The 26,210-nt window shown below is 65.4% G+C and carries 28 protein-coding genes; 16 read left to right on the forward strand and 12 right to left on the reverse strand.

The genetic code is table 11. The annotated features are described in order from the left end of the window. Nucleotides 1-183: 183 nt before the first annotated feature. From AAF481_15210 to AAF481_15220, 3 genes are read left to right on the forward strand one after another with little or no spacing between them, the layout of a single operon-like run. Complete coding sequence (locus AAF481_15210) at nt 184-453, forward strand: DUF2191 domain-containing protein (protein ID MEM7482523.1); 270 nt, start codon at nt 184-186, stop codon at nt 451-453. Then, complete coding sequence (locus AAF481_15215; protein MEM7482524.1) at nt 450-893, forward strand: TA system VapC family ribonuclease toxin; 444 nt, start codon at nt 450-452, stop codon at nt 891-893. The genes AAF481_15210 and AAF481_15215 overlap by 4 nt, the downstream gene beginning before the upstream one ends. 4 nt (nt 894-897) lie before the next feature. Further along, nucleotides 898-1,368, forward strand: coding sequence for a YbaK/EbsC family protein (locus AAF481_15220; protein ID MEM7482525.1), 471 nt, complete (start codon nt 898-900; stop codon nt 1,366-1,368). Nucleotides 1,369-1,393: 25 nt separating this feature from the next. Here AAF481_15220 and AAF481_15225 read toward each other — a convergent pair whose 3' ends face one another. Further along, nucleotides 1,394-1,669 carry a DUF2277 domain-containing protein gene (locus tag AAF481_15225; protein ID MEM7482526.1) on the reverse strand — a complete coding sequence of 92 codons (276 nt, stop codon included), beginning with the start codon at nt 1,667-1,669 and terminating at the stop codon, nt 1,394-1,396. Between the two features lie 166 nt (nt 1,670-1,835). On the opposite strand from AAF481_15225, the gene AAF481_15230 reads away from it, so the two are divergent. After that, nucleotides 1,836-4,826: a tetratricopeptide repeat protein gene (locus tag AAF481_15230; GenBank protein MEM7482527.1), complete on the forward strand. Its 2,991-nt coding sequence runs from the start codon at nt 1,836-1,838 to the stop codon at nt 4,824-4,826. Between the two features lie 279 nt (nt 4,827-5,105). Continuing rightward, nucleotides 5,106-6,125, forward strand: a complete 1,020-nt coding sequence (locus tag AAF481_15235) for an MBL fold metallo-hydrolase (GenBank protein ID MEM7482528.1) — start codon at nt 5,106-5,108, stop codon at nt 6,123-6,125. A 7-nt stretch (nt 6,126-6,132) separates the two neighbouring features. Here the strand turns inward: AAF481_15235 and AAF481_15240 are convergent, their stop codons facing one another. Next, nucleotides 6,133-6,396 (reverse strand): hypothetical protein, encoded by a 264-nt coding sequence (locus AAF481_15240; GenBank protein ID MEM7482529.1) that lies wholly within the window; start codon nt 6,394-6,396, stop codon nt 6,133-6,135. A gap of 384 nt (nt 6,397-6,780) precedes the next feature. Between AAF481_15240 and AAF481_15245 the strand changes: the two genes are divergently transcribed. Further along, nucleotides 6,781-7,167, forward strand: coding sequence for a PIN domain-containing protein (locus AAF481_15245; GenBank protein ID MEM7482530.1), 387 nt, complete (start codon nt 6,781-6,783; stop codon nt 7,165-7,167). 24 nt (nt 7,168-7,191) lie between these two features. Here the strand turns inward: AAF481_15245 and AAF481_15250 are convergent, their stop codons facing one another. The 7 genes from AAF481_15250 to AAF481_15280 form a co-directional block, all read right to left on the reverse strand. Further along, nucleotides 7,192-7,461 carry a hypothetical protein gene (locus AAF481_15250; GenBank protein ID MEM7482531.1) on the reverse strand — a complete coding sequence of 90 codons (270 nt, stop codon included), beginning with the start codon at nt 7,459-7,461 and terminating at the stop codon, nt 7,192-7,194. A gap of 73 nt (nt 7,462-7,534) precedes the next feature. Further along, nucleotides 7,535-8,401: a phosphate ABC transporter ATP-binding protein PstB gene (gene pstB / locus AAF481_15255; GenBank protein MEM7482532.1), complete on the reverse strand. Its 867-nt coding sequence runs from the start codon at nt 8,399-8,401 to the stop codon at nt 7,535-7,537. Nucleotides 8,402-8,515: 114 nt separating this feature from the next. Beyond that, nucleotides 8,516-9,184 (reverse strand): phosphate signaling complex protein PhoU, encoded by a 669-nt coding sequence (gene phoU, locus AAF481_15260; protein ID MEM7482533.1) that lies wholly within the window; start codon nt 9,182-9,184, stop codon nt 8,516-8,518. Between the two features lie 279 nt (nt 9,185-9,463). Then, entirely contained in the window at nt 9,464-10,489 is a 1,026-nt protein-coding gene (locus AAF481_15265; GenBank protein ID MEM7482534.1) for a hypothetical protein, read from the reverse strand. 261 nt (nt 10,490-10,750) lie between these two features. Next, nucleotides 10,751-11,938, reverse strand: a complete 1,188-nt coding sequence (locus AAF481_15270) for a porin (GenBank protein MEM7482535.1) — start codon at nt 11,936-11,938, stop codon at nt 10,751-10,753. 305 nt (nt 11,939-12,243) lie between these two features. After that, nucleotides 12,244-14,043: an ATP-binding protein gene (locus AAF481_15275; protein ID MEM7482536.1), complete on the reverse strand. Its 1,800-nt coding sequence runs from the start codon at nt 14,041-14,043 to the stop codon at nt 12,244-12,246. A gap of 90 nt (nt 14,044-14,133) precedes the next feature. Next, nucleotides 14,134-14,817, reverse strand: a complete 684-nt coding sequence (locus tag AAF481_15280; GenBank protein ID MEM7482537.1) for a response regulator transcription factor — start codon at nt 14,815-14,817, stop codon at nt 14,134-14,136. Nucleotides 14,818-15,280: 463 nt separating this feature from the next. Here AAF481_15280 and AAF481_15285 point away from each other — a divergent pair, with 463 nt between their 5' ends. The 8 genes from AAF481_15285 to AAF481_15320 all read left to right on the forward strand — a co-directional run bounded on the left by AAF481_15285 (nt 15,281) and on the right by AAF481_15320 (nt 23,116). Further along, nucleotides 15,281-15,811 (forward strand): Spy/CpxP family protein refolding chaperone, encoded by a 531-nt coding sequence (locus AAF481_15285; protein ID MEM7482538.1) that lies wholly within the window; start codon nt 15,281-15,283, stop codon nt 15,809-15,811. Between the two features lie 104 nt (nt 15,812-15,915). After that, the gene (gene gcvT, locus AAF481_15290; protein MEM7482539.1) at nt 15,916-17,034 is read left to right on the forward strand and encodes a glycine cleavage system aminomethyltransferase GcvT; all 1,119 of its coding nucleotides are present in this window, start codon (nt 15,916-15,918) and stop codon (nt 17,032-17,034) included. Between the two features lie 160 nt (nt 17,035-17,194). Beyond that, entirely contained in the window at nt 17,195-17,581 is a 387-nt protein-coding gene (gene gcvH / locus AAF481_15295) for a glycine cleavage system protein GcvH (protein ID MEM7482540.1), read from the forward strand. Between the two features lie 2 nt (nt 17,582-17,583). Next, the gene (gcvP, locus tag AAF481_15300) at nt 17,584-20,559 is read left to right on the forward strand and encodes an aminomethyl-transferring glycine dehydrogenase (GenBank protein ID MEM7482541.1); all 2,976 of its coding nucleotides are present in this window, start codon (nt 17,584-17,586) and stop codon (nt 20,557-20,559) included. Next, a complete protein-coding gene (locus AAF481_15305) occupies nt 20,556-20,942 on the forward strand; it encodes a hypothetical protein (GenBank protein ID MEM7482542.1) in 387 nt (128 codons plus the stop codon). Before gcvP ends, AAF481_15305 begins: the two co-directional genes overlap by 4 nt. Continuing rightward, nucleotides 20,939-21,778: an ATP-dependent sacrificial sulfur transferase LarE gene (larE, locus tag AAF481_15310; GenBank protein MEM7482543.1), complete on the forward strand. Its 840-nt coding sequence runs from the start codon at nt 20,939-20,941 to the stop codon at nt 21,776-21,778. The genes AAF481_15305 and larE overlap by 4 nt, the downstream gene beginning before the upstream one ends. 5 nt (nt 21,779-21,783) lie before the next feature. Further along, nucleotides 21,784-22,563, forward strand: a complete 780-nt coding sequence (gene larB, locus AAF481_15315; protein MEM7482544.1) for a nickel pincer cofactor biosynthesis protein LarB — start codon at nt 21,784-21,786, stop codon at nt 22,561-22,563. Beyond that, nucleotides 22,553-23,116: a YfiT family bacillithiol transferase gene (locus AAF481_15320; protein ID MEM7482545.1), complete on the forward strand. Its 564-nt coding sequence runs from the start codon at nt 22,553-22,555 to the stop codon at nt 23,114-23,116. The genes larB and AAF481_15320 overlap by 11 nt, the downstream gene beginning before the upstream one ends. Here AAF481_15320 and polX read toward each other — a convergent pair. Next, a complete protein-coding gene (polX, locus tag AAF481_15325; protein ID MEM7482546.1) occupies nt 23,113-24,855 on the reverse strand; it encodes a DNA polymerase/3'-5' exonuclease PolX in 1,743 nt (580 codons plus the stop codon). The two genes, AAF481_15320 and polX, sit on opposite strands and share 4 nt — an antisense overlap. Before the next feature lie 77 nt (nt 24,856-24,932). On the opposite strand from polX, the gene AAF481_15330 reads away from it, so the two are divergent. Beyond that, entirely contained in the window at nt 24,933-25,157 is a 225-nt protein-coding gene (locus AAF481_15330) for a ribbon-helix-helix protein, CopG family (protein MEM7482547.1), read from the forward strand. After that, complete coding sequence (locus tag AAF481_15335; protein MEM7482548.1) at nt 25,141-25,554, forward strand: PIN domain-containing protein; 414 nt, start codon at nt 25,141-25,143, stop codon at nt 25,552-25,554. Before AAF481_15330 ends, AAF481_15335 begins: the two co-directional genes overlap by 17 nt. 10 nt (nt 25,555-25,564) lie before the next feature. Here the strand turns inward: AAF481_15335 and AAF481_15340 are convergent, their stop codons facing one another. Next, on the reverse strand, nt 25,565-25,945 hold the full coding sequence (locus AAF481_15340; protein MEM7482549.1) for a type II toxin-antitoxin system VapC family toxin: 381 nt from the start codon (nt 25,943-25,945) through the stop codon (nt 25,565-25,567). Beyond that, nucleotides 25,942-26,196, reverse strand: a complete 255-nt coding sequence (locus AAF481_15345; GenBank protein ID MEM7482550.1) for a hypothetical protein — start codon at nt 26,194-26,196, stop codon at nt 25,942-25,944. The genes AAF481_15340 and AAF481_15345 overlap by 4 nt, the downstream gene beginning before the upstream one ends. Nucleotides 26,197-26,210: the final 14 nt, after the last annotated feature.

A 26,210-nucleotide genomic window follows, 5' to 3' on the forward strand; every position in this document is an offset into this window, starting at 1 on the left:
TGCGAGTCCAACCTTCAGAGACGGACTTTCGACGCTTTTTTGCGGCGACGGACGGTTCGAGGGTGGCCGTCGACGACGAAGCACCGTAGGCGGAAACTCTCTCGAGACACTCGATCTCGATGACCTCCGAGGGTGTCGTAGGTCGATGTTTTGATGTTCCAATCTTGATGCTAAGATGTCTCCATGCGCACCACGCTCACGCTGGAAGACGACCTCGCGGAGGCCTTGAAGGAGGAGGCCCATCGTGCGGGTCACTCTTTCAAGCGCACGGTGAACGAAGTCCTGCGCGCGGGCCTGGCGGCACGACGAGCTCCGAAAGCTCGTAAGGCCTATCGCTTGCGACCGGCGTCGCTGGGAGGGCCACTTCCGGGAATCGATATCGATCGTGCTCTGCGCCTCGCCGATGCCTTGGAGGACGAGGCGCTGATGCGAAAGCTGGAGCAGCGCAAGTGATCCTCGTTGACGCCAACGTCCTGATCTACGCGGTGGACTCAGACTCCGCACACCATGAGAGCTCTCGGCGCTGGCTGGAAGAGGCCCTGAGCGGTACCGAACCGGTGGGATTCGCTTGGGTGGTCCTGCTGGCTTTTCTGCGCATCACCACGCGGCCCGGCATTCTCCACCGGCCGCTGGAACTTGAGATGGCGATGGCGTATGTCGATTCTTGGCTCGCCCAGCCCTATGCCGATGCGCTTCCGGCCGAGGCGAATCACTGGCCGCTGCTGCGTAGCCTGATCCGTTCGGCCGGGACGGCCGGAAACCTGTCGTCCGATGCCCACCTGGCGGCTCTTGCCGTCGGGCGGGGCGCTCGCGTCTGTTCGACGGATCGCGATTTTCTGCGCTTCGTCGGGCTCGAGGTGATCCATCCGGCGGCTGTTCCCCGCGGCGACTAGGGCGATGTCCGAGCCGGTACTCGAACGCATTCTGTCGCTGCTCGAGGCGCGTAGTGTTGACTACGAGCGGATCGACCATCCGCCGGCGTCATCGGCTGTCGAGGCGGCGGAGCTGCGCGGCACGCCGATCGATCTAGGGGTGAAGGCGATCTTCTTCAAGATAGACTCGGTGTTCGCGATTTTTGCGCTGAGCGCCGAGCGCTCTCTCCAGTCGTCGAAAATCGCCCGGGCCCTGAAGGTGCGTCGGCTACGCTTCGCCCACGGCGATGAACTGCGGGAGATGACGGGACTGCTACCGGGCGCCGTACCGCCCTTCGGCGAGCCGGTCTTGCCCTTTCCGCTCTACCTCGATCCGTCCGTTCTAGAGCGCGAGTCGCTGGTGTTCACTGCCGGTTCTCGCGACACGTCCCTGTGCCTCGCGACCGTTGACTATCGGAAGGTGGCGCGGCCCGAGGTATTTCCATTCGCTCGGTGAGGATTGGCGGGAAGGCGAAACGGGCTCAGCCGTTGGTGCCGAAGCGTTTGGCGGCCCGAGCGCGAGCCTTTTCCGCTTCCACCTCCCGGTCCCGCGGTTCGGCCCTCGTGACCAGCGAATCGACAAGCTGCCGAGTGACGTCGGCGATCTGGTCAATGGCTTGCTCGAAGGGCTCGGCATTGGTCCGCGAAGGCCGGGTGAAGCCGCTGACCTTGCGCACGAATTGCAGGGAGGCGGCCCGAATCTCGTCGTCCGTGGCCGGCGGCTCGAAGTTGAACAAGGGGCGAATGTTGCGGCACATTTTCCGTTCCTCCTGAGATCCAACGTAAAGCTTCGCAGCTCGGGTGGTCAAGGGAGGATCTTGATTCTTGGGTCGTACTGGATTCTGCCTTCGGCCGAGGCAGTGAAATTGCAGGGGAACCTGGACTATGCTCTCGAGGCATAGAAACTCCGAGGAGTAATTGGGTATGACCAGACTTCCTAGAGATTCGACTCCGTTTTGTCTCGGCGACTGGACCGTCGATCCGACCGGCGGCACCCTGCGCCGGGGAAAGACCGTGCGGCGACTGCGTCCGCAGGAGATGGAGCTCCTCAAGGTTCTGGTGGCTCGAGAGGGTCAGGTGGTAACCCGGGAGGAATTGCTGGATGCGGTGTGGGGCGAGATCGCCGTGGAAGAGAGCGCGTTGTCGAGGTGTGTTTCACTCATTCGGAAGGGCCTTGGAGATCGAGTTCGCAGGCCTTTGTACATCGAGACGGTGCCGAAGCGCGGCTATCGGCTGATCGCGGAGGTCGGTCCGGCGCCCTCGGTCGATGAGTCGGAGCTCCCGGCGGCGGACAAGTCTTCTCCTGTCGTCGGACCGAAACGCCGGGTCCCATCCGATCCCTCTCGTCGGCGAGGGGTCGCGATGCTGGTGGCCGCGGTGGTGCTAGCGATTGTAGGTGCCCGCTGGATCGCCACCGTTTTGCCGTCGGCTTCCTCGGGAAGCGCCTCGGCGGCGTCCGAATCCGAGGTACCCGTGGCCCTCCCCACCTTAGTGGTACCGGCGTTTCGTAATCTGGCCGAGGTACCGGAGCACGACTGGTTGTCCGAAGGACTGGCGGAGATGCTGGCGACCGAGTTGGCGTTCTCGCCGCGCATTCATCTTGTGCCGCGGGAGCTTTTGTACTTGCGCGAGTGGGAAGGCTATGGCGGCACCGAGGCTCGCGGCCTGGGAGCGGACTGGATCCTGCGCGGAGCGTTCTTGCTGGAGGACCGCGACGGTACCGTGCGCCTGGACCTGAAATTGGTGAACGCGAACACCGAACGAATGTTTGCGGTGCCCACCCAAGCCGGTGCGCGGAAGGACCTTGCAATCCTGGTCGGCGAAGCCGGCCGTGCGGCGCGTCGCAGCCTCGCCCAAGTCTTGGCCGGCGAGGGAGCGGCCCTCGCCGAGGACGGATCGGTTCCCACCCCCGCCTCCGATCCGGGAGCCGTGCGGCTCTATGTGGAGGCCATGGCTCTGCTCGGGAGCTACCGACCCAAGGAGGCGCGAGACACCCTAGGCGATGCCCTCGCCAAGGCACCGAATCAACCCTTCATGCAGCTCGCATTGGCGGATAGCTGGCGGAGCCTCGGCCGCCAGGAGGATGCCGTGGCGGCGGCGGACGGGGCTCGCTCCTCGGCTGAGGCGCTACCCCGGCATCAGCGCCTGTGGGTCGAGGCGCGCGCCCAGGGCATGGCCTCTCGATGGATCGAAGCGGCGGCGCTCTACCGAGAACTCTGGGATGCCTACCCCGGTAATCTGGAGTTTGGCCTGGACCTGGTCGGCGCCTTGCGCGGAGCGCGGGACTTTCCGGCGGCCCTCGAAGCGCTGGCGGAGGTGCGCGGCCGAGCCGAACCGCATGCCGTGGATCCTCGCGTGGACTACGAAGAAGCTTCGACGGCGCGGCTGATGGGAGAGCACCAACGGGCAGCCGAGGCAGCCCGTCGCGCCCTCGCCCGGTCCGTTGGTCCCGAACCTTCTAGGCTGACCGCTCGTGCGACTCTGATCGTGGCTCAGAGTCTTTATGCGATGGATCAGCCGGCCGAGGCAGCCGAGCAGATGGATCTCGCCATGGAGTCGTTCCGTCGCTTGGGAGACCGCCGAAGCCTGGCCTGGGCGCAGGCGAGCCGCGGCAACTGGCGATACCACGAGGGCCGGCTTGACGAGGCCGCTGAACAGCTGGAGGAGAGCATCGCTTCCTTCGAGGACCTCGGAGATCAACTTGGGGTGTCCGTGGCGACCCGGCACCTCGCCCAGGTGTGGCTCGCGCAGGGGCACAGCGACCAAGCCTTCGAGGTGCTGGAGGAATGCCTGGAATTCGCTCGCCGGACGAACGATCTCTTCGAGCAGGCCCAGCATCTCAACGCCATCGGCATTGCCCACAATCAACTCGGCCGCCCGGAGGAGGCGATCGCCGCGTACAGCGAAGCGCACGTCCTCTATCGCCGCAGCGGCAACCGGGAGATGGAAGCCATCACCCTCTACAACGTGGCGACGGTGATCCAGTCCCGAGGGCGTATTGCCGACGCGGCGGAGAGGTTTCGCCAGGCGGCGATCAGTTTTCGCCATCTGGAGAACGACTACGCTCTGGCGACAGTGCAGCATGCGCTGGCGCTGGTGGCGCGGTACGAGGGAAATCTGTCCGAGGCCGAGGCGGCGGTGCAGGGCACCGAGAGCTTTGCTCGTCGGGTCGGCAATCACCGGCTCCTGGCGCAGGCCCTCATCGGCCGGCTAACGTTCCAGATCGAGCGCGGCCGTTGGCAAGAAGCACGGCAAATCTTGGCGGAGGTCGACGACGTGCTCGCGCAGCTCGGCGACGCCGGCTACCGGGCCGAAGGGCTGCGTTTTCGGTACCAGTTGCAGCTCGCAGCGGGTGAATTCGTGGAGGCTGAAGAGGCCGTTCGCCGAGCCCTGGACTTCGCCCGGGAGCACGACCTACCCACCGACCTGGCTTACGACGCACTGGCTTCGGCTCTAGTGGCTCAGGGGCGGGTCGAAGAAGCGGCCGCCGCTCTGGCGCGGAGCGGCTCTCTGGAGGGCCGCGGTTTCGATCCCCTTGAACGGCGGCTGCTGGCGGCGCGCATCGCCAGCGCCGACGGGCGACCGGAAGATGCGCGCAATCTGCTGGCCGGCGTGCAGCAATTTGCCACCGAAGGCGGCAACTGGCTGCTGCGGATCCAAGCCGAAGCCGCCCTGGCGGAGTTGGACCTCCGTGGATCCGAAGATCAAGAGGCTCGCCAGCGCCTTGCAGCCTTGGAAGACCAGGCCCGCGAAAAGGGCTTCACGAGTCTCGCGGCGCGCATCGCCGGTTGGGCAGAAAAAAGGGTGGGGCGCCGGAAGACGCCCCGGAGGAGGACTGCAAGCCTTACGATCAGTGGCGGTCCGTCGGTCCGTCGGTCGCCAGATCGAGGAAGCGATGACTTGCCGCCGGCGTGATCGTCGGACCGAGATTCCCCTCCAGGGCGGCGCCGTTGGTCACCGCAATCGAGCCGCGTCGGGCATCGCGGGGCGGGCGAAGTCTCCGTAAAATGTCTGCGGGGTGCAGGAAAAACCTTTGAGAAGCCTTCGATTTTTCTTCGCATTCTCTCCGACGGGTAGGGGGATGTCGGAGGGATGTCGGAGTCGCGGCCGATCGAGGCCGGCGAGTAGACTGGGCGTCACAACGACTCACTGTCGAACGTTGTCCCCTCGCGAACCGTTCCGGAGACGAAGTCCATGAGAAAGATCCTGACCGCCGTCCTCGTGCTCGCCTTCCTTTCGCTGCCGATTCTGGCGGAAGAGGAGCCCCTCCTCACCATCGAAAAGCTGACGGACGGGGTGTTCGCCTTCCTGCCTACGGAGGAGGCGCAAGCCGCGTGGCGGGCGATCAGCAACTCCGGCGCGGTGGTGCTCGACGATGGCGTGCTGGTGTTTGATTCCCACTGGACGCCGGCCCACGTCGAGGCGGCGCGGGCGCTGCTCAAGGGACACACCGACCTGCCGATCCGCTACGCGGTGCTGAGTCACCACCACGGCGACCACTCCGGGGGCGCCTGGGCCTATGCCGGCCGCGCCTATGCTGGCGGCGAGGTGGAGATCATCAGCCATCACGCCAACCGCGAGCTCTTGGAGAACGACCTCGAAACCACCCCCGAGGAACTGCCGGCGCAGATCGAGCAGCAGCACAAGATGCTCGAGTCGATCGAAGATCCGGCCCAGCGGGAGCGCATGCTCACCGCCGTGCGCTATTCAGAAGAGCTGCTGGCGCGTATCGCGAGCGACGCCGTGCCGCCGCTCGCCACCCTCACCTTCGAGAAAAGCGTGGTGCTGCACCGCGGGCGCCCGGTGGAAATCCACTTCCTCGGACGCGGTCACACCCGGGGCGATGCAATCCTGTTCTTGCCGGAAGAAAAGATCGTCTTCCTCGGCGACCTGCTCTTCCACCGCACCCTGCCCAACCTGAATGATGGCTTCAGCAAAGAGTGGATCGCAACCCTCGAGAAGGTGCTCGAACTGGAGCCCGCCACGGTCGTCCCGGGCCACGGCGCCGTCACCGACGCCGACGGCATCCGTCACTTCATCGGCTACCTGAAGTGGCTGCGTTCGGCGGTCGAGCCCTTCGCGAAAGACAACGCGGGAGCGGCTGCGGCGGTGGAGGGCATCGAGCTGCCGGAGAAATATGCCGAGTTCGAGTTCACCATGTTCTTCCCGGGCAACGTGCGCAAGGTTTACGAGGAGATGGTGACGGGGGAGTGACGGGTCGCTACCAGTCCATCTGCTGAATCTGGATCCACGGCACCGCCAGTCCCCCGGAGCGCCTCATCGAGCGCGATCCGCCGTAGAGAATCCGGGGGTCCGTTTCGAGGTGCGGCTGCGCCTGCGCCAGCTCTTCGGTGAGCCGGCGCGGACCATCGAGGAAGTGACCGGAGAAGGTGGCGGCGGACTTGGCTTCGGCGACGATCAAGCGGTTGCCCGCTTCGATCAACAGGTCGATCTCCAGACCGCGGTCCTGCCGCAGGTGGAACATGCGTGGCGGTCGGCCGCGGTGTAGGCGCGCCTTGAGGATCTACGATCGTCGGTCGCTGGGGATTGACTAGGTAGCCTCTAGAGGCTACCTTGTGGTCATGCATGCGGTCGGCCTCAAGGCGCTAAAGAATCAGCTCAGCAAGTTCGTTCGCTTGGCGGAGAGCGGCGAGACGGTCCTGGTGACGGACCGGGATCGTGTGGTTGCCGAGATTGGGCCGCCTCGCGCAGAGCGCAGTCCACGCAAGGCAGATGCATTTCTTGCGGAGGCGATTCGACAGGGATTGATCACACCGCCAGCCTTGAAATCGCACTCGGTTCCGCCCCGCAGGCCTATCGCGCCCTGGGAAGAAATCGCCGCAGAACTCGACGAGGATCGGGCGGATCGTTGATCTACCTTGACACGTCCGTCGTACTAGCTCATCTACTCAGTGAAACCCTTGCTCCTCCTGAGGGCATTTGGGAAGAGGCACTGGTGTCCAGCCGCCTTCTGGAATACGAAGTCTGGAACCGGCTCCATGCTCGAAGGCTGGCCGAAAGCCACCAGGAAGACGCTCGCCGACTGCTAGGCCAGATTGCATTCATAGAACTTGCGTCGACGGTTCTGGCGAGGGTACTCCAGCCGTTTCCTGTGCCCGTTCGAACTCTAGATTCGATCCACTTGGCATCCGTCCTCTACCTTGTCGACCAGCACCAAACCGTCTCGCTGTTGACCTTCGATCACAGGATGGCCGAGGCTGCTGGCTCTTTGGGGATTCCGCTGTTTGAAGCGTAGAGCGCTGTACCGGGCTACCGACGTCTATGCCGGCTCCAGGGTAGCCACCACCTTCCGCCGCCGATCCGTCCACACTCGGTGGATCGGGATCACCACTGGCAGCAGCATGAACACCCAGCCGGGGACTCCCGGAGTCGTCGGCGGGGCGACCAGGGCGGACAGGACACCGTAACCGGCGAGGATGGCCCAGACGCGGATATCGGTGCGGGGGTCGAAGCGTTCGAGGGCGTTCAGGCGGAGGGATTCACGGCGCCTCCAGGCGTGGACGTAGAGCAGGGCGATGAGGCCGGACATGGCGGCAAAACCGTACGTCGAGGAGATGTGGGGCCGGGCGACAATGCCTACGCGGGTGCATCGGCCCTCGTAGCTAGCCGAACCGGCCGGTGATGTAATCCTCGGTCTGCTTCTTGATCGGCTTGACGAAGAGCTTGTCTGTCTCGCCGTACTCGATCAGGTCGCCGAGGTAGAGGAAGGCCGTGTAGTCGGACACGCGGGAGGCTTGTTGCATGTTGTGGGTGACGATCACCTGGGTGTACTCGTCCTTCAACTCTTGCATCAGTTCCTCGACCTTGGCGGTGGCGATGGGGTCGAGGGCGGAGCAGGGCTCGTCGAGCAGGATGACCTCCGGCTCGACGGCGATCGCGCGGGCGATGCAGAGGCGCTGCTGTTGGCCGCCGGAGAGGCCGAGGGCCGAGTCGTCCAGGCGGTCCTTGACCTCGTCCCACAGGGCGGCGCCGCGCAGGCTCTTTTCGACGATGTTGTCGAGGTCATTCTTCTTGGTGATGCCCTGCAGCTTGCAGCCGTAGGCGACATTCTCCCAGATGGACTTGGGGAACGGGTTGGACTTCTGGAACACCATGCCGATGCGCTTGCGCAGCAGGTAGACGTCGATGTCCTCGGCATAGAGGTTCTCGCCTTCGAACAAGACCTCACCTTCGATGCGGGCGATGTCCACCAGGTCGTTGAGCCGGTTTAGGCAGCGCAGTAGGGTGGACTTGCCGCAGCCGGAGGGACCGATGAAGGCGGTGATCTGCTTTTCCGGGATGTCGAGAGAGATGTCCCGCAAAGCCTGTTTCGTGCCGTAGTAGAGCGAGAGGTCCCGGATCTGGAAGATTGGATTCTCGATGTCCGGCCGGATCGCGTCGTCCTCTTCCTGGGCCGCCGGCGAGGGCGAGCGGTCGATCATCGCCGGGTCCGGACCTACGGTGTCCGAATTGAAGCGGTCTTGGGACATCGGATCTGGCGTCCTCTTATTGGGGGACGAGGACTCTCGGATCGGCTGCTGCATGGACTCTAGCTCCCAGGGAAAATCGGCCCGACAAGAAGTGCTCAGCGGTCGGGTCTGGACTTATGCGAAGGCCTTCGCTTCGGAGTGGCGGACATCGCGGCCTTCAACGTAGTAAATGACCTCTTCGGCAATGTTGGTCGCATGATCGGCGATGCGTTCGAGATTCCGGGCGATCAGCAGCAGGTGGAGAGCCCGGCTGACGGTTTTCGGTTCCTCGATCATGAAGGTCAGCAGTTCGCGGAAGAGCTGCCGGTAGATGCTGTCGATGCCGTCGTCCTCTTGGCACACCTTGGCGGCCAGTTCGGTGTTGCGATGGCAGAAGGCGTCGAGGCTCTCGCGCACCATGCCCTGGGCCATCTCCGACATGCGCGGAATGTCGATATAGGGCTTCAAGGGCGGCTCTTCGTTGAGCTTGCGGGCAGACTCGACAATGTTGACCGCCGAATCCCCGATGCGTTCGAGGTCGTTGGTCATCTTCAAGGTGGCGACCAGAAAACGCAGATCCACCGCCGCCGGCTGGTTGCGCGCCATGGTCGCGAGGCAAGCTTCGTCAATGTCCATTTCGATCTGATCCACCTCTTCGTCCTGGTGGATGACCTCGGCGATGAGCGCTTCGTCGCGCTCGACCAGGGCGCGGATGGCCTTGTCGATCATCTGTTCGACCAGCCCTCCCATGCGCAGCAGGGTGTGCCGAATGTGTTCGAGTTGCTGGTCCAGGTGCCGTTCCATGGTGTCCTTGCCCTTCAAGAAAAGGCGCGCGGCGATGGAGTGCGCGCGACCTCGAAAGCGTTATCGAAGAAATCCGGAGAGCCCGGAGGAGCTCCGAAAATGATGCCGATCCGCTGCTCCTGCTGCAACGACGGAGCGGTAGCTTTCGGTAGAACCGGTGGGCACACCCCGTGGATGCGCCGAGAACCCTACCGAAGGCTGCCTGCAACCTTGCAACGCGACCGTGACAGCGATGCGACGATCGGGCGGTGCAGCAGTCCGCTCGGCGGCCGATCGCCCCTAGCTATCGATGGGTACGGGCCGATAATCGAAGAGCGCTAGCGCCCGGAGCACGTCTTTGCGCGTTGTGGGCTCTTGCCGCGGATCGCACATTTCCCACAGCGAGGGCCAGGTGATGCAACCAGTCCGTTCGGAGGCGTCCGCTTCGCTGCACAGCGATGGCCAACGATCCGAATCACCTCCCGCCTGCTCGCGGTCCACCCTTATGGTGCCCTGCTGGAAGCTCCAAGACAAGGGGGCACCCCATTCGACGAGCCCTACGCGGTAGCGTACTTCGACGCTGGCCGGCCGCCCGGCGATGAGATCGAACACCAGCGCTTCCGGTGCGAAGCGGGCGCGATGCAGATAGCCGCCGTCGTCCTGCTCTTGGTGCTGCTCGAGGGCAACCCGCACCACATAGCGGCCGACGGGGAGTGCTTGCTCGAAGGTCACCGGATCGCGACGGGCGAGTAGCTTGCTGGTGGGGACGTAGGACAGCGGTTTGCCGTTCAGGTAGACGTAGAAGGCCTCCGGCGCGCCATCGGATTTCGATTCGAATTGCGATGAAAGGCGGAAGGAGACCGGCACGGTTTCTTCCTCGGCCCCTTGCGGTGGCGCGGAGGGCCGAGGAATCACTGCATCAGCAGGGTCGTTGGCGACGGTCGGTTTCGCGGGAGCGGCGGTTTTTTGGCTCTCGTCGTCCTCTTTCGCCGGAGGTGTCTCCACTCCCTCGCCGGAAGGTTCGGCCGCCGAGGTGGCGGCCGCTTCGACTTCGCCGCCGAGAAGCGCCGTCAGAAGGCGGTCACTGGCGCCGGCGTCCTTCAATAGCAAGATCTGCCGGGCGCTCAGGGTGGGCAACTCGGTCTGGGCGGCAACCCACTGCAAGATCACGCCTTCGGAGATGTCCCCTTCGAGCAGCAAGGCGACTTCTTTGTAGAACCCGTCCGGCGAGGAATCCGCTGAAGAACTCTGGGCGGCGGCCGGGGTGATCAGCATCAGAAGTGCTGCGATCCACAGGAGGGCGGAGGAGCAGAATCGATGGTTCATGGGCGAAGTTTCCCGCGATCGAAAGTTGGTAGCAAGCGCAAAGCCGTGAGCACGACAAAGGCCGGCGGGGTTGAACCGCCAGACTTCTATTCTTACGTCCTGGGGCAGATGCCAGCGCACCGAGCCCAACGGGCGAGGCAGCGGCGGAGCCGCTGAGGACGGGGGTGAGCCCGCTAGGGCGAGGGGGGCGCCTAGCCCCCCTGAAACCAGGCTAGCAGGCCTGCTGAAAGGACCCGCGAAGCGGATTCAGCAGTCTGCTAGCTAGAAGTCGACCTGCCAGCGGAGGAGAACGAAGTCTGCCTCGCCGACGTTGTCGAGATCCGCATGCACGTAGTTGAGCATCATGCGGGTCGCCGGGTTGAGGTACCAGTTCAGGCCCAGGGTGTAGTCGTCGAGCTCGCCACCGGAGATGGCGCCGTCGTTCAGGTCGAGGGACGAGATGCGGGCCACGATCTCCCAGGCGCCGGAACCGCTCTGGCTGCCGAAGTGGTTGTTCGGCTTTTGGCGGTCGAAGCTACCGGAGCTGGTCTTGAAGCGCCGGTGCTCGCCGGTCAGGTAGTAGCCGGCCTGGGCGTACAAACCGCCGAAGGTCGGATCGCCCACGGAAGGCGCGTCGGTATCCGCCGTCACGTACTCACCGGCGAACCAGAACGGACCGAAGACGCCCGCGACCTCGCCACCGAGGATGGTGGCGCCGTCGGCGGCGAAGTTGCCGGTGTTGACGAAGCGGCTGGACAGGTGAGCCTCCGGGCGGGACCGGAAGCGCAGAGTGGATTCCGTGTCCTTGACGGTGCCGTAGGCGCCGAGGTGGAGCAGGCGGGCGCCCTTGTCTTCGAAGATCGGACGGAAACCGACGCGGCCGGTGAAGTTGATGTTGTCTTCGCCGGTGGATTCGCCGAAGTCGTCCGCGTCGTAGAAGACGCCGACGCCCCAGTTGACCCTGTCGCCGCTCTTGCCGGAGACGCCCACGCCGGAGTTGCGGCTCGGCGAGAAGGCTTCGATGGGCAGTGAGCGCTCCAGGAAGGCGAGGTAGTTGGAACTGGTCGTCTCCTCCAGGCTGAAAGGCTCCTTGAAGTGGCCGAAGGTCACTTTGCCCCAGTCCTGCTTCAGGGCGATCCAAACGTCCTTGAATTCCGCGCCGCCGACGAAGTCGTACTGCGCTTTGAATTCAACCCGGTCGTAGATGGTGCCGGAGAAGAACAGCCGGGCGCGGCGGAACTCGAAGCCGTCCTCGACGCTGTCGATCTCATCGTCGGCGTCGGCGAAGGTGTAGTCCGCCATGATCCGGCCGCCGAACTTGAGCTTGTGACCCTTGTCCGGGTTTTCGATCTTGTGGCCGTTCGACCACTGGGCGACCCAGTCGTCGGCCTGGGCGGCCGGCGCGACGAACAAAAGGCCCACCAGGGCCGCCGTCGCACAGCCTGAGGAACGCAGAATCAGCGCCTTCATCGGTCTCTCTCCTTGTGCCCTCGTTGAGGTTCCGAAACGATTGAGATGAACCATCACTTGCTGGAGGTTTGTGATTGGATTTTGCACGCTCTTCGGTCCTTCTCTACCCACCGCTCGCGTGTTCTCGATGCTCGAAAGCCCGTTGCGAAGTGAGAGAACCGGCGTGGTTGGATTGGGTTGTGTACCGCGGCCCTCGAGCCGGCCGGCCTCGTTGGACAGGTGGACCCTATGGGAGGTCTGCCCACGCTGGCGCGACGGTCGTGTGACACGCCTGTGAAGTCACCGCCGGAAGGCGTAAAAGGATATCAGGGGGCCGCGATGCCGGAGGAGGGGTCGGAGGAGAATCGCGGCAGGGTGACTCGAAAGGTCGTTCCCACGCCGACCTGGCTGACGACGTCGAGGCGCCCCTTGTGACCCTGCACGACGTGTTTGACGATCGCCAGGCCGAGGCCGGTGCCGCCCTCGTCGCGGCTGCGCCCTTTGTCGACCCGATAAAAGCGTTCGAAGATTCGCGGCAGGACGGGGTCGGGAATGCCGATGCCGGTGTCCTCGATCTCGATGTGGATTTCCGCTTCCGTCGCCCGGTAGCGCAGGGTCACCCGGCCGCCGGGCTGGTTGTACTTGATGGCGTTGCCGAGCAGATTGACCAGCACCCGCTCCAGGCTGGCGGCGTCGCCGTCGAACAGCGCGCTGTCGTGCTCCGAACCGAAGGTGTGCACCGCGAGGGCGATGTCGCGATCCTCGGCGAGGCCGGAGACCACCTCCACGGCGCGATCGACCAGGCTGGCGAGGAGCACCGGCTTCATCTCGAAGGGTACCTCGACGCTCTCCAGTCGCGACAGCACCAGCAAATCGTCGAGCAACGCCTGCAGGCGGTGGCACTGGTCGAGAACCCGATCGAGGAAGTGGGCGGCGGTGGCCGGCTCCTCGAGGGCGCCGTCGCGCAGGGTCTCCGCATAGCCCCGAATGGCGGCCAGCGGCGTCTTGATTTCGTGCGAGACGTTGGCGACGAAGTCGCGCCTCATGAGGGTCAGGCGGGCCGCCTCGGTGGTGTCTCGGGCGGCCAGCACCAGGCCGCCAGCCTCGGTGTCGAGGAGGTCCGCCGCCAGGGTGACGGTGCGCGATCTCGGCGGCGGCAGCTCGACCTGCCGAATGCGCGATTTCCCTTCCGCCAAGGCTTCGTCCAAGGTTTCGGCCACTGCCGGTACCCGGACGACTTCCAGCGGAGCCCGCCCAATGACCTCGTCCGAGGTGCCGAAGATCTCCTGGAAGGCCGGATTGGTGAGGACGATGTGGCCGTCGCCGTCCACCACCATCACCCCTTCGGAGGTGCTGGAGAGAATGGCCCGCAGGTGATCCCGCTCGGCAGCCACTGCGGCGATCTGCTCTTTGACCCTCTCAGCCAACCGGTTCAAGGAGTGGGCCAGGCGGCCTAGGTCATGGCCGGGGGGAGGCTCCAGGCGATGGTCGTAGTGGCCGCGGGCCAGCTCTTCGGCACCGGCGATCAGGCGTTCGAGGGGGCGGAACAGGTGTCGGCTGAGCCACCATGACAAGACGGCTATCACCAGCAAAGCCGCCGTCGTAGCCAGGGCGAGAATGCTCAAGAGCCGGGGGCGCATTCCTTCTAGGCGGACGCTCGGTTCGGCGACCCGCAGGGCGTATGCCGGACGATCGCCCGCCGCCGAAACGGCGAGGGCTACGTAGATGTAGCTTCGGCCGGTGGTATCGCTCTTGCGCACCGACCAACCCCACCCGTCGCGCCAGGCGGCGACCACCTCTGGTCTTCCGGCGTGGTTGTCCATCATCGAGACTTCCTCGATGGCCCGGGAGCTGTCGGCGAGGACGCGTCCATCCGCTTGCACAACGGTGATTCGGAGCTCGCTCTCGGAGATCAGACCCTGGATCCACCGCTGTAGGGCCACCTCGCCCGCTGGAAAACGCTTCTCGACCTCCGGCGCCAGGGTTCGAACGAAGGTGAGCATGCGGTTCGCACTGGTTTCGGCCACCAGCTTCGGGAGCAACATCCACATGAGCAGGACGGCCACCAGTCCGGCAGCCAAGGCCGGCCACAGAGGTGCGAGGCGGAGTTTGTGCGAGAGAGCCATCGGCAGAGTTTCGGAACCACCCCTTGGGGGTGGCGTTCCAGGGATTATGTGCCAGCCTGCAAGATCAGGGGGGGCGAGTCGGAGAAGATGCTACGGGCGGAGGCGGTAGCCCACGCCGATGATGGTTTCAATGCGGTCCGCCTCGGAGCCGAGCTTGCGCCGCAGGCGGCGAATGTGGGTATCGACGGTGCGGCTGTCGATGCTCTCCGCGTAGCCCCACACGTCGGACAGCAGACGGCTGCGGGATTGCACCCGGCCGCGCCGCTCCATCAGCAGGCGCAGCAGCCGGAACTCCGTCGCCGTCAAAGGCACCTCTTCGCCGGCTACGGTCAGTCGGTGAGCGGGGATGTCGAGTACGATCTCGCCGAGGGAGAGGTTCTCCGGCTCTTCCGGTTCCGGCGCGCCCCGGCGCAGAACCGCCTTCACCCGCAGCACCACCTCGCGGGGACTGAAGGGCTTGGGGATGTAGTCGTCGGCGCCCAGTTCGAGACCCACGATCCGGTCAATCTCTTCCGCCTTGGCGGTCAACATCACCACCGGAATGCGCTCCGTTTCGGCGCTGCGTTTGAGGATTCGGGTCAAATCGAGGCCATCGATGCCGGGCAGCATGAGGTCGATCAGCAAAAGATCCGGCGTCGATTTGCGGGCCGCTTCCAGGGCATCGTCGCCGCGCGGCACGACCTCTACCTGGAAGCCTTCCTTCTCGAGGTTGTAGCGCAAAACCTCGGCGATGTCCGCGTCGTCTTCGACGACCAGGATTCTTGCCTCGGGCATGTGATGACCCTAGCACGGGATTCCACAGAAGCTGTGGATAAGTCTGTGGAAAAAGTGGTGGAAAAGGAGTGGAAAAGTGTTGGTGGAGGTGGTCCGAGCAAGTTGCCCAGAAATTTGTGCAACTCACATAAGTGTTGTAAATATTGGGTTTAGTTTATTCTCTGGAAGGCGGGGCGGAAATCCGGCACAACGGTCTGGACTTTTCCACAGGGAGCGGTGGAAAAGTCCGTGTGAACGAACTGTTAAATCCCTGTGACGGAAGCGGTTAGGCGCGGCGAAAAGGGCCACGGGGTGGGCCGCCGCGAAAGATTTTTCGCCAACCTCCGCAAGGAAACGTCGCTTCAAGAGTTTCTTCCAGCGAGCGGAAGCGGTGGCGCCGCCGGCGCCGCGAGAGCTGAAAGAGCGACCGCAGCGCCACCGGCTTCACAACCGACGTTGAACCTACACCCGGAGGACAATTCTCATGACTCTGAAGAACCTGACGAAAACCTTGATCCCGACCTTGCTGGCGGTGCTCCTGTTGGCGCCGGTGGCGTTCGCCAACGGTCCAGCTCCGGAGTCGGATGACGAGCATGCCTTTCACTACGGCGCGATGCGCGGCGAGGCCGGCGAAGCCGGAGTGCGGGGCCACCGCTTCCTGCGCCGGGCGGCTCGCTACCTGGACCTGACGGAAGAACAGCGGACCGCCATCCGCCAGATCTTCGAAGACGCCCGCGGCGAAGGCGAACCGATCCGCAGCGAAATGCGCGGCCTGCGCGAGGAACTGAAGACTTTGCTCGACTCCGGCGCCAGCGCCGATGAAGTGGGACAGGTGGCGATTGCCCTCCATGCGGTGCGCGGCCAGGCGAAGGATCTGCGCGCCGACATCCATGAGCGGGTGAAGGAGCAATTGACGGCCGAGCAGATCGATCGCCTCGAGGATATGAAAGAGGCGCGCGGCGAGGGGCGGGGCCGCCGCGCCGACCACCGCCGTGGCGGTCTACACGGCCGTTAATCGACTGCTGCCAGCGGTGTCCGCTGTGGTAGTTTGCGCGGGCTCTCCTCTTCACGGGGAGAGCCTTTTTCGCGTTTGAGATTCTGTTCAGGAGGACCACGGCTATGTCCGCAGGGGAACCGCAAGAAACGCTCCGCCGAACACCTCTCTTCGAAGCCCACCGCGCGGCCGGCGGCAAGATCGTGCCTTTCGCCGGCTGGGAGATGCCGGTGCAGTACCAAGGGGTGATCGACGAGCACCGCGCCGTGCGCACGGCGGCGGGCCTGTTCGATGTGTCGCACATGGGCGAGGTGTCGGTGATAGGTCCGGGAGCCGAGTCCTTTCTTCAGTGGCTCACGCCGAACGACGTCTCGAAGCTCACCGACGGCCGCGCTCACTACAGCGGTTTGCTGACCGAGCGCGGCACCTATCTCGACGATCTTTTGGTCTACCGGCGCGGTGCCGAGAACTATCTGCTGGTGGTCAACGCCGCCAACCGCACGAGCGACTTTGCCCACATTGCCGAGCAGGCGGCCCGTTTCGACGGGGTGGAGGTCGAGGACCGGTCCGATGCCTATGCCTTGCTGGCGCTTCAGGGACCGCGGTCGGTGGACATCCTGGCGCCCCTCGCCTCCTTCGACGTGGCGGCACTGCGGTACTACGGTTTCGCCGAGGGCGCCGTAGCGGACCGACCGGCGCTGATCTCCCGCACCGGGTACACCGGGGAGGACGGCTTCGAACTCTACGTCGCGCCGGACGACGCAACGCCGATTTGGGATCGCCTGCTGGCGGACGGTGCGGAACACGGCCTGCAGCCGGCGGGCCTCGGGGCGCGCGACACTCTGCGCCTGGAGGCCGCCATGGCCCTCTACGGTCACGAACTGAACGCGGACACTACGCCCTACGAAGCCGGTCTCGGTTGGGTGGTGAAACTCGACAAAGGCGACTTCCTCGGCCGTTCGGCGCTGGCCGCCCAGAAGGCCGAAGGGGTCGATCGAAAGCTGGTCGGTTTCGAGGTGGAAGGCAAGGGCATTGCGCGCGAAGGCCACGGCGTCAAGGTGGGGGAGCGTGCCGTCGGCGAGGTGACCAGCGGCACCTGGAGCCCGACCTTCGAAAAGGCCCTCGGGCTGGCCTACGTGGAGGCCGGAGAAGCCGAGGTAGGCAAGCAAATCGTGCTCGACGTGCGCGGCCGCGCAGTGGCCGGTCGCCTGGCGGAGATCCCCTTCTACCGGCGCCCCAAATAGGATCGTTTGATTCGCCTTTCGGATGAGATAATGACGATGGCGCCGCCGGGAGCCCGGACGCCGGGAGCCCGGATGCCGGGAGCCCGGACGCCGGAAACCCGGATGCCGGGAGCCCGGCCGGAGCGCCCCGCCGCAACGTTCCCATGGAGGAAGTATCGTGATGTATCCCAGTGAGTACCTGTACAGCCCGGAGCACGAATGGCTGAAAGTCGAGGGAGACGAGGCCAAGCTCGGGATCACCGCCTATGCGCAGGAAGAGCTGGGCGAGGTGGTTTTCGTGGAGTTGCCGGCGGTGGGGTCGCAGATGAAGGCGGGCGATGAGATCGGCACCATCGAGTCCGTCAAAGCGGTCGCCGAGCTGTATACGCCGGTGTCCGGCGAAGTGATCGCGGTGAACGACGCGGTCGTCGATGACCCGGAGGTGCTGAACGACGATCCCCACGCCAAGGGCTGGCTGGTCAAGGTCCGCCTGGCCTCGAAGGGTGAGCTCGATTCGTTGATGAATGCCGAGAAATACGACGCCTTCCTGCAGGACGGAGAGCACTGACGGTGGGGGAGCAGTCGGCGGTTGGTGAGGCGAGGGTAGCGAAATCGGCGACCGATCTGCTGGCGCCGAGGGACACCTTTGTGCGTCGCCACATCGGTTCCAACGAGGAAGAACTCTCAGCGATGCTCGAAACCGTCGGGGCGGCTTCCCTCGACGAGCTGGTCGACCAGACCATTCCGGGCGCGATCCGCCTCGACCGCGAGCTGGACTTCCCGCCGCTCGCCGGTCCAGCTTCTTCCGGATTGGCGGTGGACCGCCCCCTCGCCGAGCACGAGCTGCTCCTCCATCTCGACACCCTGGCGGAACGCAACCAGCCCTTCCGCTCCTTTCTCGGTATGGGGTACTACGGCACCCATGTGCCGCCGGTGATCCAGCGCAATATCCTGGAGAATCCCGGTTGGTACACCCAGTACACACCGTACCAGTCGGAAATCTCCCAGGGACGGCTCGAAGCGCTGGTCAACTTTCAGACGATGGTGGCGGACCTCACCGGCCTGCCGGTGGCGAACGCTTCGCTGCTTGACGAAGGCACCGCCGCCGCCGAGGCCATGCAGGTGTGCCGCTCGGCGGCGCCGCGCGGCCGGGGAACCTTCTTCGTCTCGTCGGATGTGCATCCGCAGACCTTGGCGGTGATCGCCACCCGCGCCGAGGACATGGGCATCACTCTACGGGTGGAGGATCCGGAATCCACGAGTCTCGAGGACGAGGATCTCTTCGGTGGCCTGTTCCAGTATCCGGCTTCGGACGGCCGGGTGCGCGACCTGGCGCCCCTCATTGCGCGTCTCCAGTCGACCGGCGCCTTGGCGGTGGTGGCGGCGGATCTCCTGGCGTTGACGCTGCTGCGCTCGCCCGGCGAGCTGGGCGCGGACATCGCCGTCGGCTCCGCTCAGCGCTTCGGCGTGCCGTTGGGCTACGGCGGACCCCACGCCGCTTTTCTTTCCGTGCGGGACAAGCTCGAGCGGCGCATCCCCGGGCGCATCATCGGGGTCTCGAAGGACGCCGCCGGCCGGGTCGCCTACCGCATGGCGATGCAGACCCGCGAACAACATATCCGCCGCGAGAAGGCGACCAGCAACATCTGCACGGCGCAGGTGCTGTTGGCGATCATGGCCGGCATGTACGCTGTGTACCACGGCCCGGAAGGGTTGCGGAAGATCGCCCGGCGGGTGCACGATCTCACCCGCGCGGCCGCGGCGGGGCTGCGAGAGCTGGGCTTCGAAGTGGCGCCGGAGCCGTTCTTCGACACCTTGAAGGTCCGCGCCGCCGGCGAGGCCGGCGACCTCGTGGCTCGGGCGCGGCGGGAAGGCATCAACCTGCGCCTGCTCGACGAGAATGCGGTGGGGATGTCCTTCGACGAGACCTGTACGGCGCGCGACCTTTCGGATCTGTTCGCCGTGTTCGGCGCCGCGCGGAGCGCCTCGGCGGAGCACCTGGTACCGGAGGAATTGGCGGCCGCCGCGGCCGAGGTGTTGCCGGAGGATCTGCTGCGCCGCACGCCGTACATGGAGCATCCGGTGTTCCACTCGTACCACACGGAGCACGAGATGTTGCGCTATTTGCGGCGCCTCGAATCGCGCGACCTGTCCCTCACCCGCTCGATGATTCCGCTCGGCTCCTGCACCATGAAGCTCAACGCCACGGCGGAGATGATGCCGCTGTCGCACCCGGGTTGGGGCGGCATTCATCCGTTCGCTCCGCGCGAGCAGGCGGCGGGCTATGCCGAACTTTTCCGCACGCTGGAGCAGTGGTTGCGGGAGATCACCGGCTTCGCCGCCATCTCCCTGCAGCCGAATGCCGGTGCCCAGGGCGAGTACGCCGGCTTGAAGGTGATCCGCGCCTACCACCGCGCGAACGGTGAAGGTGCCCGAGATGTCTGCCTGATCCCGGTCTCCGCCCACGGCACCAACCCCGCCTCGGCGGTGATGGCCGGATTGCGGGTGGTGGCGGTGGCCTGCGACGACGACGGCAACATCGATCTCGAGGACCTGGCCGCCAAGGCCGAAGAGCACGCCGATTCTTTGGCGGCGGTGATGGTGACCTACCCCTCCACCCACGGGGTCTTCGAAGAGGGCATCCGGCAGGTGTGCGAGGTGGTCCACCAAAACGGCGGCCTGGTGTACCTGGACGGCGCCAACATGAACGCCCAGGTCGGTCTCTGCCGCCCCGGCGACTACGGGGCGGACGTTTGCCACCTCAACCTGCACAAGACCTTCTGCATTCCCCACGGCGGCGGCGGGCCGGGCATGGGGCCGATCGGCGTGGTCGAGCGCCTGGCGCCTTTCCTGCCCGGCCATCCGGTGATTCCCACCGGCGGCGATCAGGCCATCGGGCCGATCTCCGCAGCGCCCTGGGGCAGCGCCAGCATTCTCACCATCTCCTGGGCCTACATCGCCCTGATGGGCGCCGCCGGCCTGACCCTCGCCACCCAGGTGGCGATCCTCAACGCCAACTACATGAAAACTCGCCTCGAGGGGCACTACAGGGTGCTCTACGCCGGCCGCAACGGCCGCTGCGCCCACGAATTCATCATCGACCTGCGGCCCTTCAAGGGCGCCGCCGGCATCGAAGCGGAGGACGTGGCGAAGCGGCTGATGGACTACGGCTTCCACGCCCCGACCATGTCCTTTCCGGTGGCGGGCACGCTGATGATCGAGCCGACGGAGAGTGAGTCGAAGGCGGAGCTGGACCGCCTGTGCGACGCGTTGCTCTCCATCCGCCGGGAAATCCGCGCCGTCGAGGAGGGCGAGATGGACCGCGAGGACAATCCGCTGAAGAACGCCCCGCACACCGCCGACGAGGTCGTGCGGAGCGACTGGAGTCATCCCTACGATCGGGCGCAAGCGGTGTTTCCGGCGCCCTGGGTGCGCGACAACAAGTTCTGGCCAGCGGTGGCGCGGGTCGACAACGCCTGGGGTGATCGCAACCTGATGTGTTCCTGTCCGCCGATGGAGAACTACGAGGATTCCGATTCGGCGTGACCCGCATCGAGCAGACCGTCTTTCTGTTGCTGCTGGCCGTTTGGTTGGTGGCGCTGCTCCATCTGTTTGGATGGATTCCGCTGGTCGGCACCGTCGATCTGTCGCTCTACGGGCTCTACTCGACGGCGGTGGCGACCGGCTGGGTAGCCGGTAACATCTACGTCCGCCGGGTGCGCGGCATGGCGCGGGAACTCCGCCGCTGGTTCCTCGCTGCCTACCTGGCCTGCCCGCCGGGGGTGTTGATTCTGCTGCGCTCCCTGGCGCCGCAGGAAACCCAGGCGGCGGCGCCGCTAGTGCCACTCCTGGTGATGGGCGTGTACTCGATTTTCTTTCTCGTACCGGTGAGCCTGCGGCGCGTAGGCGTCCCTTCGGAAGAACGATGACTGTTCCTGCTTCAAGAGTTACCGACCTGCTGGTGACCGCCTTCGGCGCTCGCGGTCCGGTGCTGGTGGCGTTTTCCGGTGGAGTGGATTCGGCGGTGGTGGCGGCCCTCGCCGAGCGGGCGGCACCGGGCGAAGCCCTGGCCGTGACGGCGGCGGCGGAAACCCTGGCCGGTGCCGAGCTGGACAACGCCCGCCGAGTGGCTCGGGAGATCGGCATCCGTCACCGGGTGGTGACCTACAGCGAGCTGGACGAGCCGGAGTTCGTTGCCAACCCGAAGTATCGCTGTTACGTCTGCCAGGGGATGCGCATGGACACCATGGTGCGCCTCGCCCGGGAGGAGGGCTTCCCGGTGGTCGCCGACGGCACCAACGCTTCGGATCCGGGGCCTGACCGGCCCGGCCTGGCGGCGATCGAGGAACGCGGCGTGTGGAGTCCGCTGCTCGATCACGGGGTGACCAAGAACGGCGTTCGCCAGCTCGCCCAGGCGCTGGACCTGTCGGTTTGGGACCGTCCCTCGAACGCCTGTCTGTCGTCGCGCATTCCCCATGGCCAGGTGGTCACCCTCGGCAAGCTGAAGCGCGTCGAGGCGGCGGAGGAGATCCTCGCCGAGGCGGGTTTCCGGGTGGTGCGGGTGCGCCACGCCGGGCGCTCGGCGCGGGTGGAGGTGGGACGCGACGAATTGGCGACCCTCGAAGCCCTTTGGCCGAATCTCGAAAGGCGCCTCCTCGCCATCGGTTTCGAGCAGGCCGTCATCGATCCGGCGGGCTACCGCAGCGGCGGAGCGGACGCCGCCGCCGGCTCCGAAGCCGTTCTGGCGGCGACCGCCGAGGGCTGACCGCGGTGGAACGGGCGAAGATCGAAGCGCTGCTGCGGTCGGTTGCGGACGGTGAGATCGATCCGCAGGCCGCCGCCGAGAGGCTGGCGCAGCTCCCGTTCGCCGACCTCGGTTTCGCCCGCCTCGATCTCCATCGCGAACTGCGCGGCGGCCTGCCCGAAGCGATCTTCTCCGAAGGCAAGACGGACGACGACCTGGCGGCCATCGCCGGCCGCATGCTCGCCGCCCACGGCCGCCTGCTGGTGACCCGCCTGGCGGCGGAGCGCGCGCCGGTGCTGCGCGCAGCGATTCCAAAGGGCGGCCCGGATTGGAAGTACCACGAGCGGGCGCGGATCTTCACCGCCGGCGAGCCGCACGCCGGAGGTGGCCGGATCTTGGCGGTGTTGGCGGCGGGAACCTCGGATCTGCCGGTGGCCGAGGAGGCGGCGGTTTGCGCCGAGTGGTTCGGCCTGGAAGTCGAACGCCATTTCGATGTCGGCGTCGCCGGGTTGCACCGGCTGCTGGCGGTGTTGCCCGAGGTCCGGCAGGCCGGTGCGATCATCGTGGTGGCGGGGATGGACGGCGCGCTGCCCTCGGTGACCGCCGGACTGGTCGCCACGCCGGTGGTGGCGGTGCCGACAAGCGTCGGCTACGGTGCCGCCTTCGGTGGGGTGGCAGCTCTACTTTCGATGCTCAATTCCTGCGCCGCCGGGGTGACCGTGGTCAACATCGACAACGGCTTCGGCGCCGCGGTGACGGCCCAACGCATGCTCTGCCCCGACTTGGAGGCTTCCGATGACGACTGAGACCACTGCGACGGATCCACGCTATCCCATCGGCCCGTTTCGGGCGCCGGAGTCGATGTCGGAAGAAGATCGGCAGCAGGCCATCCAACGCATCGGCATTCTGCCGGCGCACCTGCGGGCGGCGGTCGAGGGACTGACCGACGGGCAGCTCGATACCCCCTATCGGGAGGACGGCTGGACGGTACGGCAGGTGGTCCACCACGTGGTCGACAGCCATCTGAATGCCTACATCCGATTCAAGACGGTGCTCACCGAAGACCGGCCGACCATTCGCCCCTACGACCAAGACGCCTGGTCGAACCTGGCGGACGCCTCCGACCCGCTGGAGGGTTCGCTGCGTGTGCTGGAAGCTCTCCATGGGCGCTGGGAGCGGTTGTTGATCTCCATCGAGGCGGCCGCCTGGCACCGCCCCTTCATCCATCCGGAGAGCGGCGAGCACACCCTCGAATGGCTCCTCGCCCTGTATGCCTGGCACGGCGATCATCATGTGGCGCACGTGACGCGGCTGCGGGCGGCGGAGATGGATTCCCGGCGAGGGAAGGGCGAGGCTTAGGACTTCTCCAGCGCTTTCAGCAAGGCATCCGCCGACCGGGTGGTGAGCACATCATCCGGCCCCAGCCAGGCGCGCCGGGCCTGTTCCACGCCGTAGGAGATGAGATCGAGATGTGTCGGCCGGTGGGCGTCCGTCGAGATCACCATTTTCACCCCCAGCTCTTTGGCGCGTAGGACGTGGACGTCCGGCAGGTCGAGGCGTCGCGGCCTGCTGTTGATCTCCACCGCCACCCGGTGTTCGGCGGCGCACCGCAGCACTTCGTCGAGGTCGAGCTCCATGGGTGGGCGTTTGGGAATCGAGCGCGCCGTGGCGTGTCCCAGAATGTTGACCTGGGGGTGCGACAGTGCCTTGATCAGCCGGCGGGTTTGAACGGCGCGGGGCAGGTCGAACTGGCCGTGGACCGAGGCGATCACCAGATCGAGGAGCGCCAAGCTCTCTTCGTCGAGATCGAGGGATCCATCCTCCAGGATGTCCACTTCCATGCTCTTGAGAACTCGAATGCCCGGATCCGAGGACTCGATCTCATCGATCTCTTTCCACTGCCGGCGGAGCTTCTCGCCGTCCATCCCGGTGACGATGGGGATCGACGCGCTGTGGTCCGCGATCGCCATGTAGTCGTAGCCGCGTTCGGCGCAGGCGGCGACCATCTCCGCCAGCGACACGGAGCCGTCGGACCAGGTGGAATGCATGTGGAGGTCACCCTTGAGATCGCCCGGTTCGAGTAGCCGCGGAAGCTCACCCTCGGCGGCACGCTTCAGTTCGCCGCGGTCTTCCCGCAACTCCGGTGGAATCCACACCAGATCGAGAGCCTGGTAGATCTCGCGCTCCTCGGCGCCGCCGATGCGCTCACCGTCGGTTGGGCGTTCCTCCTCCTCTTGCCGAAATACCCCGTACTCGGAAACCTTGAGGCCGCGCTCCACGGCTCGCTGGCGGAGCTTGACGTTGTGCTCCTTCGAGCCGGTGAAGTACACCAGGGCGGCGCCGTAGTTCTCCCGTTGGAGGACCCGGAGATCCACCGATAGACCGGACTTGAGGGTTACGCTAGCGCGGGTGTCGCCGGCCATGGCAACGGACTCCACCTCGCCGTAGGCGACGAAGTGCTCGATCAGCGGTCCGCCGCCTCCTTGGGTGATGGCGAGGAGGTCGATGTCCCCGACGGTGTCCTTGCGCCGGCGCAGGCTGCCGGCGGCTTCCACCCGCTCGAGACCGTCGAAGGTGCGGAGGAAAGCGAGGAGCGGCTCGACCATGGCGTCGGCATCGGCCAGGCGAAAGCGCCCGCGATGCCGGCGATTCTTTTCCAGGGCGTCGAGAATCTTGGCCTCGCTCTTCAATCCGAATCCGGAGAGCTTGCCGACCTTGCCGTCCTGCGCGGCGGCCTCGAGGGAGGGCAGGTCCGTCACCCCCAGTTCCCGCCACAGCCGCGCCGCCTTCTTGGGGCCCACGCCGGACAGCTCGCGCACCTCCAGCACCCCGCGGGGGATCTCCGCCAGAAGATCCTCGTGGAGGGTCAACTCGCCGGTCTCCACCACTTCCGCAATGTGTCGCGCCATCTCCTTGCCGATCCCGTCCAAGGCGGTCAGGTCCTCGCCCTCCTCCAGTCGCCGCGCCAGCGGCACGGTCTGATCTTGGAGGGTGTGCACGGCATTCCGGTAGGCGCGGATGCGGAACGGGTTGGCACCCTGGATCTCCAGCAGGGCGGCGGTTTCCCGCAGCACTCGGATGATGTTGGCGTTGTCCATGGGTAGAGCTACCAAAGGTGATGTCGGTTCAGGGCCGCAGAGTGAATGATAACAAGGGATGGTAAAGTGTTATCACTATGGTGCGAACTCAGATCAGCCTTCCGGCAGAAGAGTATGAAGCAGCGAAGGCAGAGGCGCGTCGCTTGGGAATCTCCTTTGCGGAGTATTTGAGGAGGGCTCTTCGGGCGACTCTTCCCGTAGACGAGTCGAAACCGTGGATGAAGATGGCGGGCATGGTGGACGCTGGCGATCCGGAGGCGAGTCAGCGAATCGACGAAGTGGTCTATGGGCACAAGGAGTAGAGCCTACGTCGACACCTCGGCCCTGATCGCCTTTGCGAGTCGGTCTGACTCCTACCACTTCCTGTTTCGGCGCCTCTTTTCGGATCCGCCTTCGCTGGTCACCACTCCGCTTGTCGTTGCGGAGGCGCATGCCTGGTTTCTGCGTCGATTCGATCAGCGAAAAGCCCTTGAGTTCATTGCTCTTTTAGAGCGTTTGTCTCCTCTCGAAATCGAACGAGTATCCGCCGCCGATCAGCGAGTCGGTTTTGCGCTTCTCAGGCGATTTTCGGATCAGAACTTGACCCTGACCGACGCCGTCGGCCTTCACCTGATGGAGCGCCAGAAGCTGGAAGTCTGTTGGTCAACGGACAGACATCTTGCCTTGACCGGCATTCCCCTCGTGATTCACCGGTACTAGGAGCCCGCCGCTACAGAGGTTCCAGGACCAGGCCGGACACTCGTTCGAAGTGGCGCTGGTTCCTCGTCAACAATCGAGCACCGCGCGAAAGGCAGATTCCGGCGATCAGGTAGTCGGCCATTCCGATCGGCTGGCCGGTGGCTTCGAGGGCGAGACGCGCTTCGGCGGCTGCCTGCGCCGCCTTGGCGTCGAAGTCGATGATCGTGAGGGCCTCGAGCAGAGCATCGACGGCTTCTCGCTGGGATTCCCGTCGGCAGCCGCTTCGGAGTTCGAAGGCCGAGATTGCGGTGGTTGCGAGGCCCGGTCCTCGGAGTAGGGTCTCGACAAGGGTTGCGCCGGGATCGTGACCCCGCAGGGCATCGATCAACACATCGGAGTCAGCCAGGATCACGGCGAGTCCGAGGTTCGCCAGGCCTGCCGCACCGCCTGAACCTCTTGTTCCAGGGCATCGGCATCGGCGGGCGCCAAGGAACCGAGGGCTCGGATCGCTTTCGACACCTTGCGGTTGCGTTCCTCGTCAATCCGGAAGTATTGCTCCAAGGCTTCCTGGAGAATTCCTGAGAATCCCTTCTCGCCCCGCCGGGCAGCGAGTTCCAACAGTTTGGCTCGCTGCTTGTCCGTGAGCTCGACGGTCGTTCGCATTCGATCATCTTATC

This window comes from Acidobacteriota bacterium, assembly GCA_039030395.1.
Taxonomy (GTDB): Bacteria; Acidobacteriota; Thermoanaerobaculia; order Multivoradales; family JBCCEF01; genus JBCCEF01.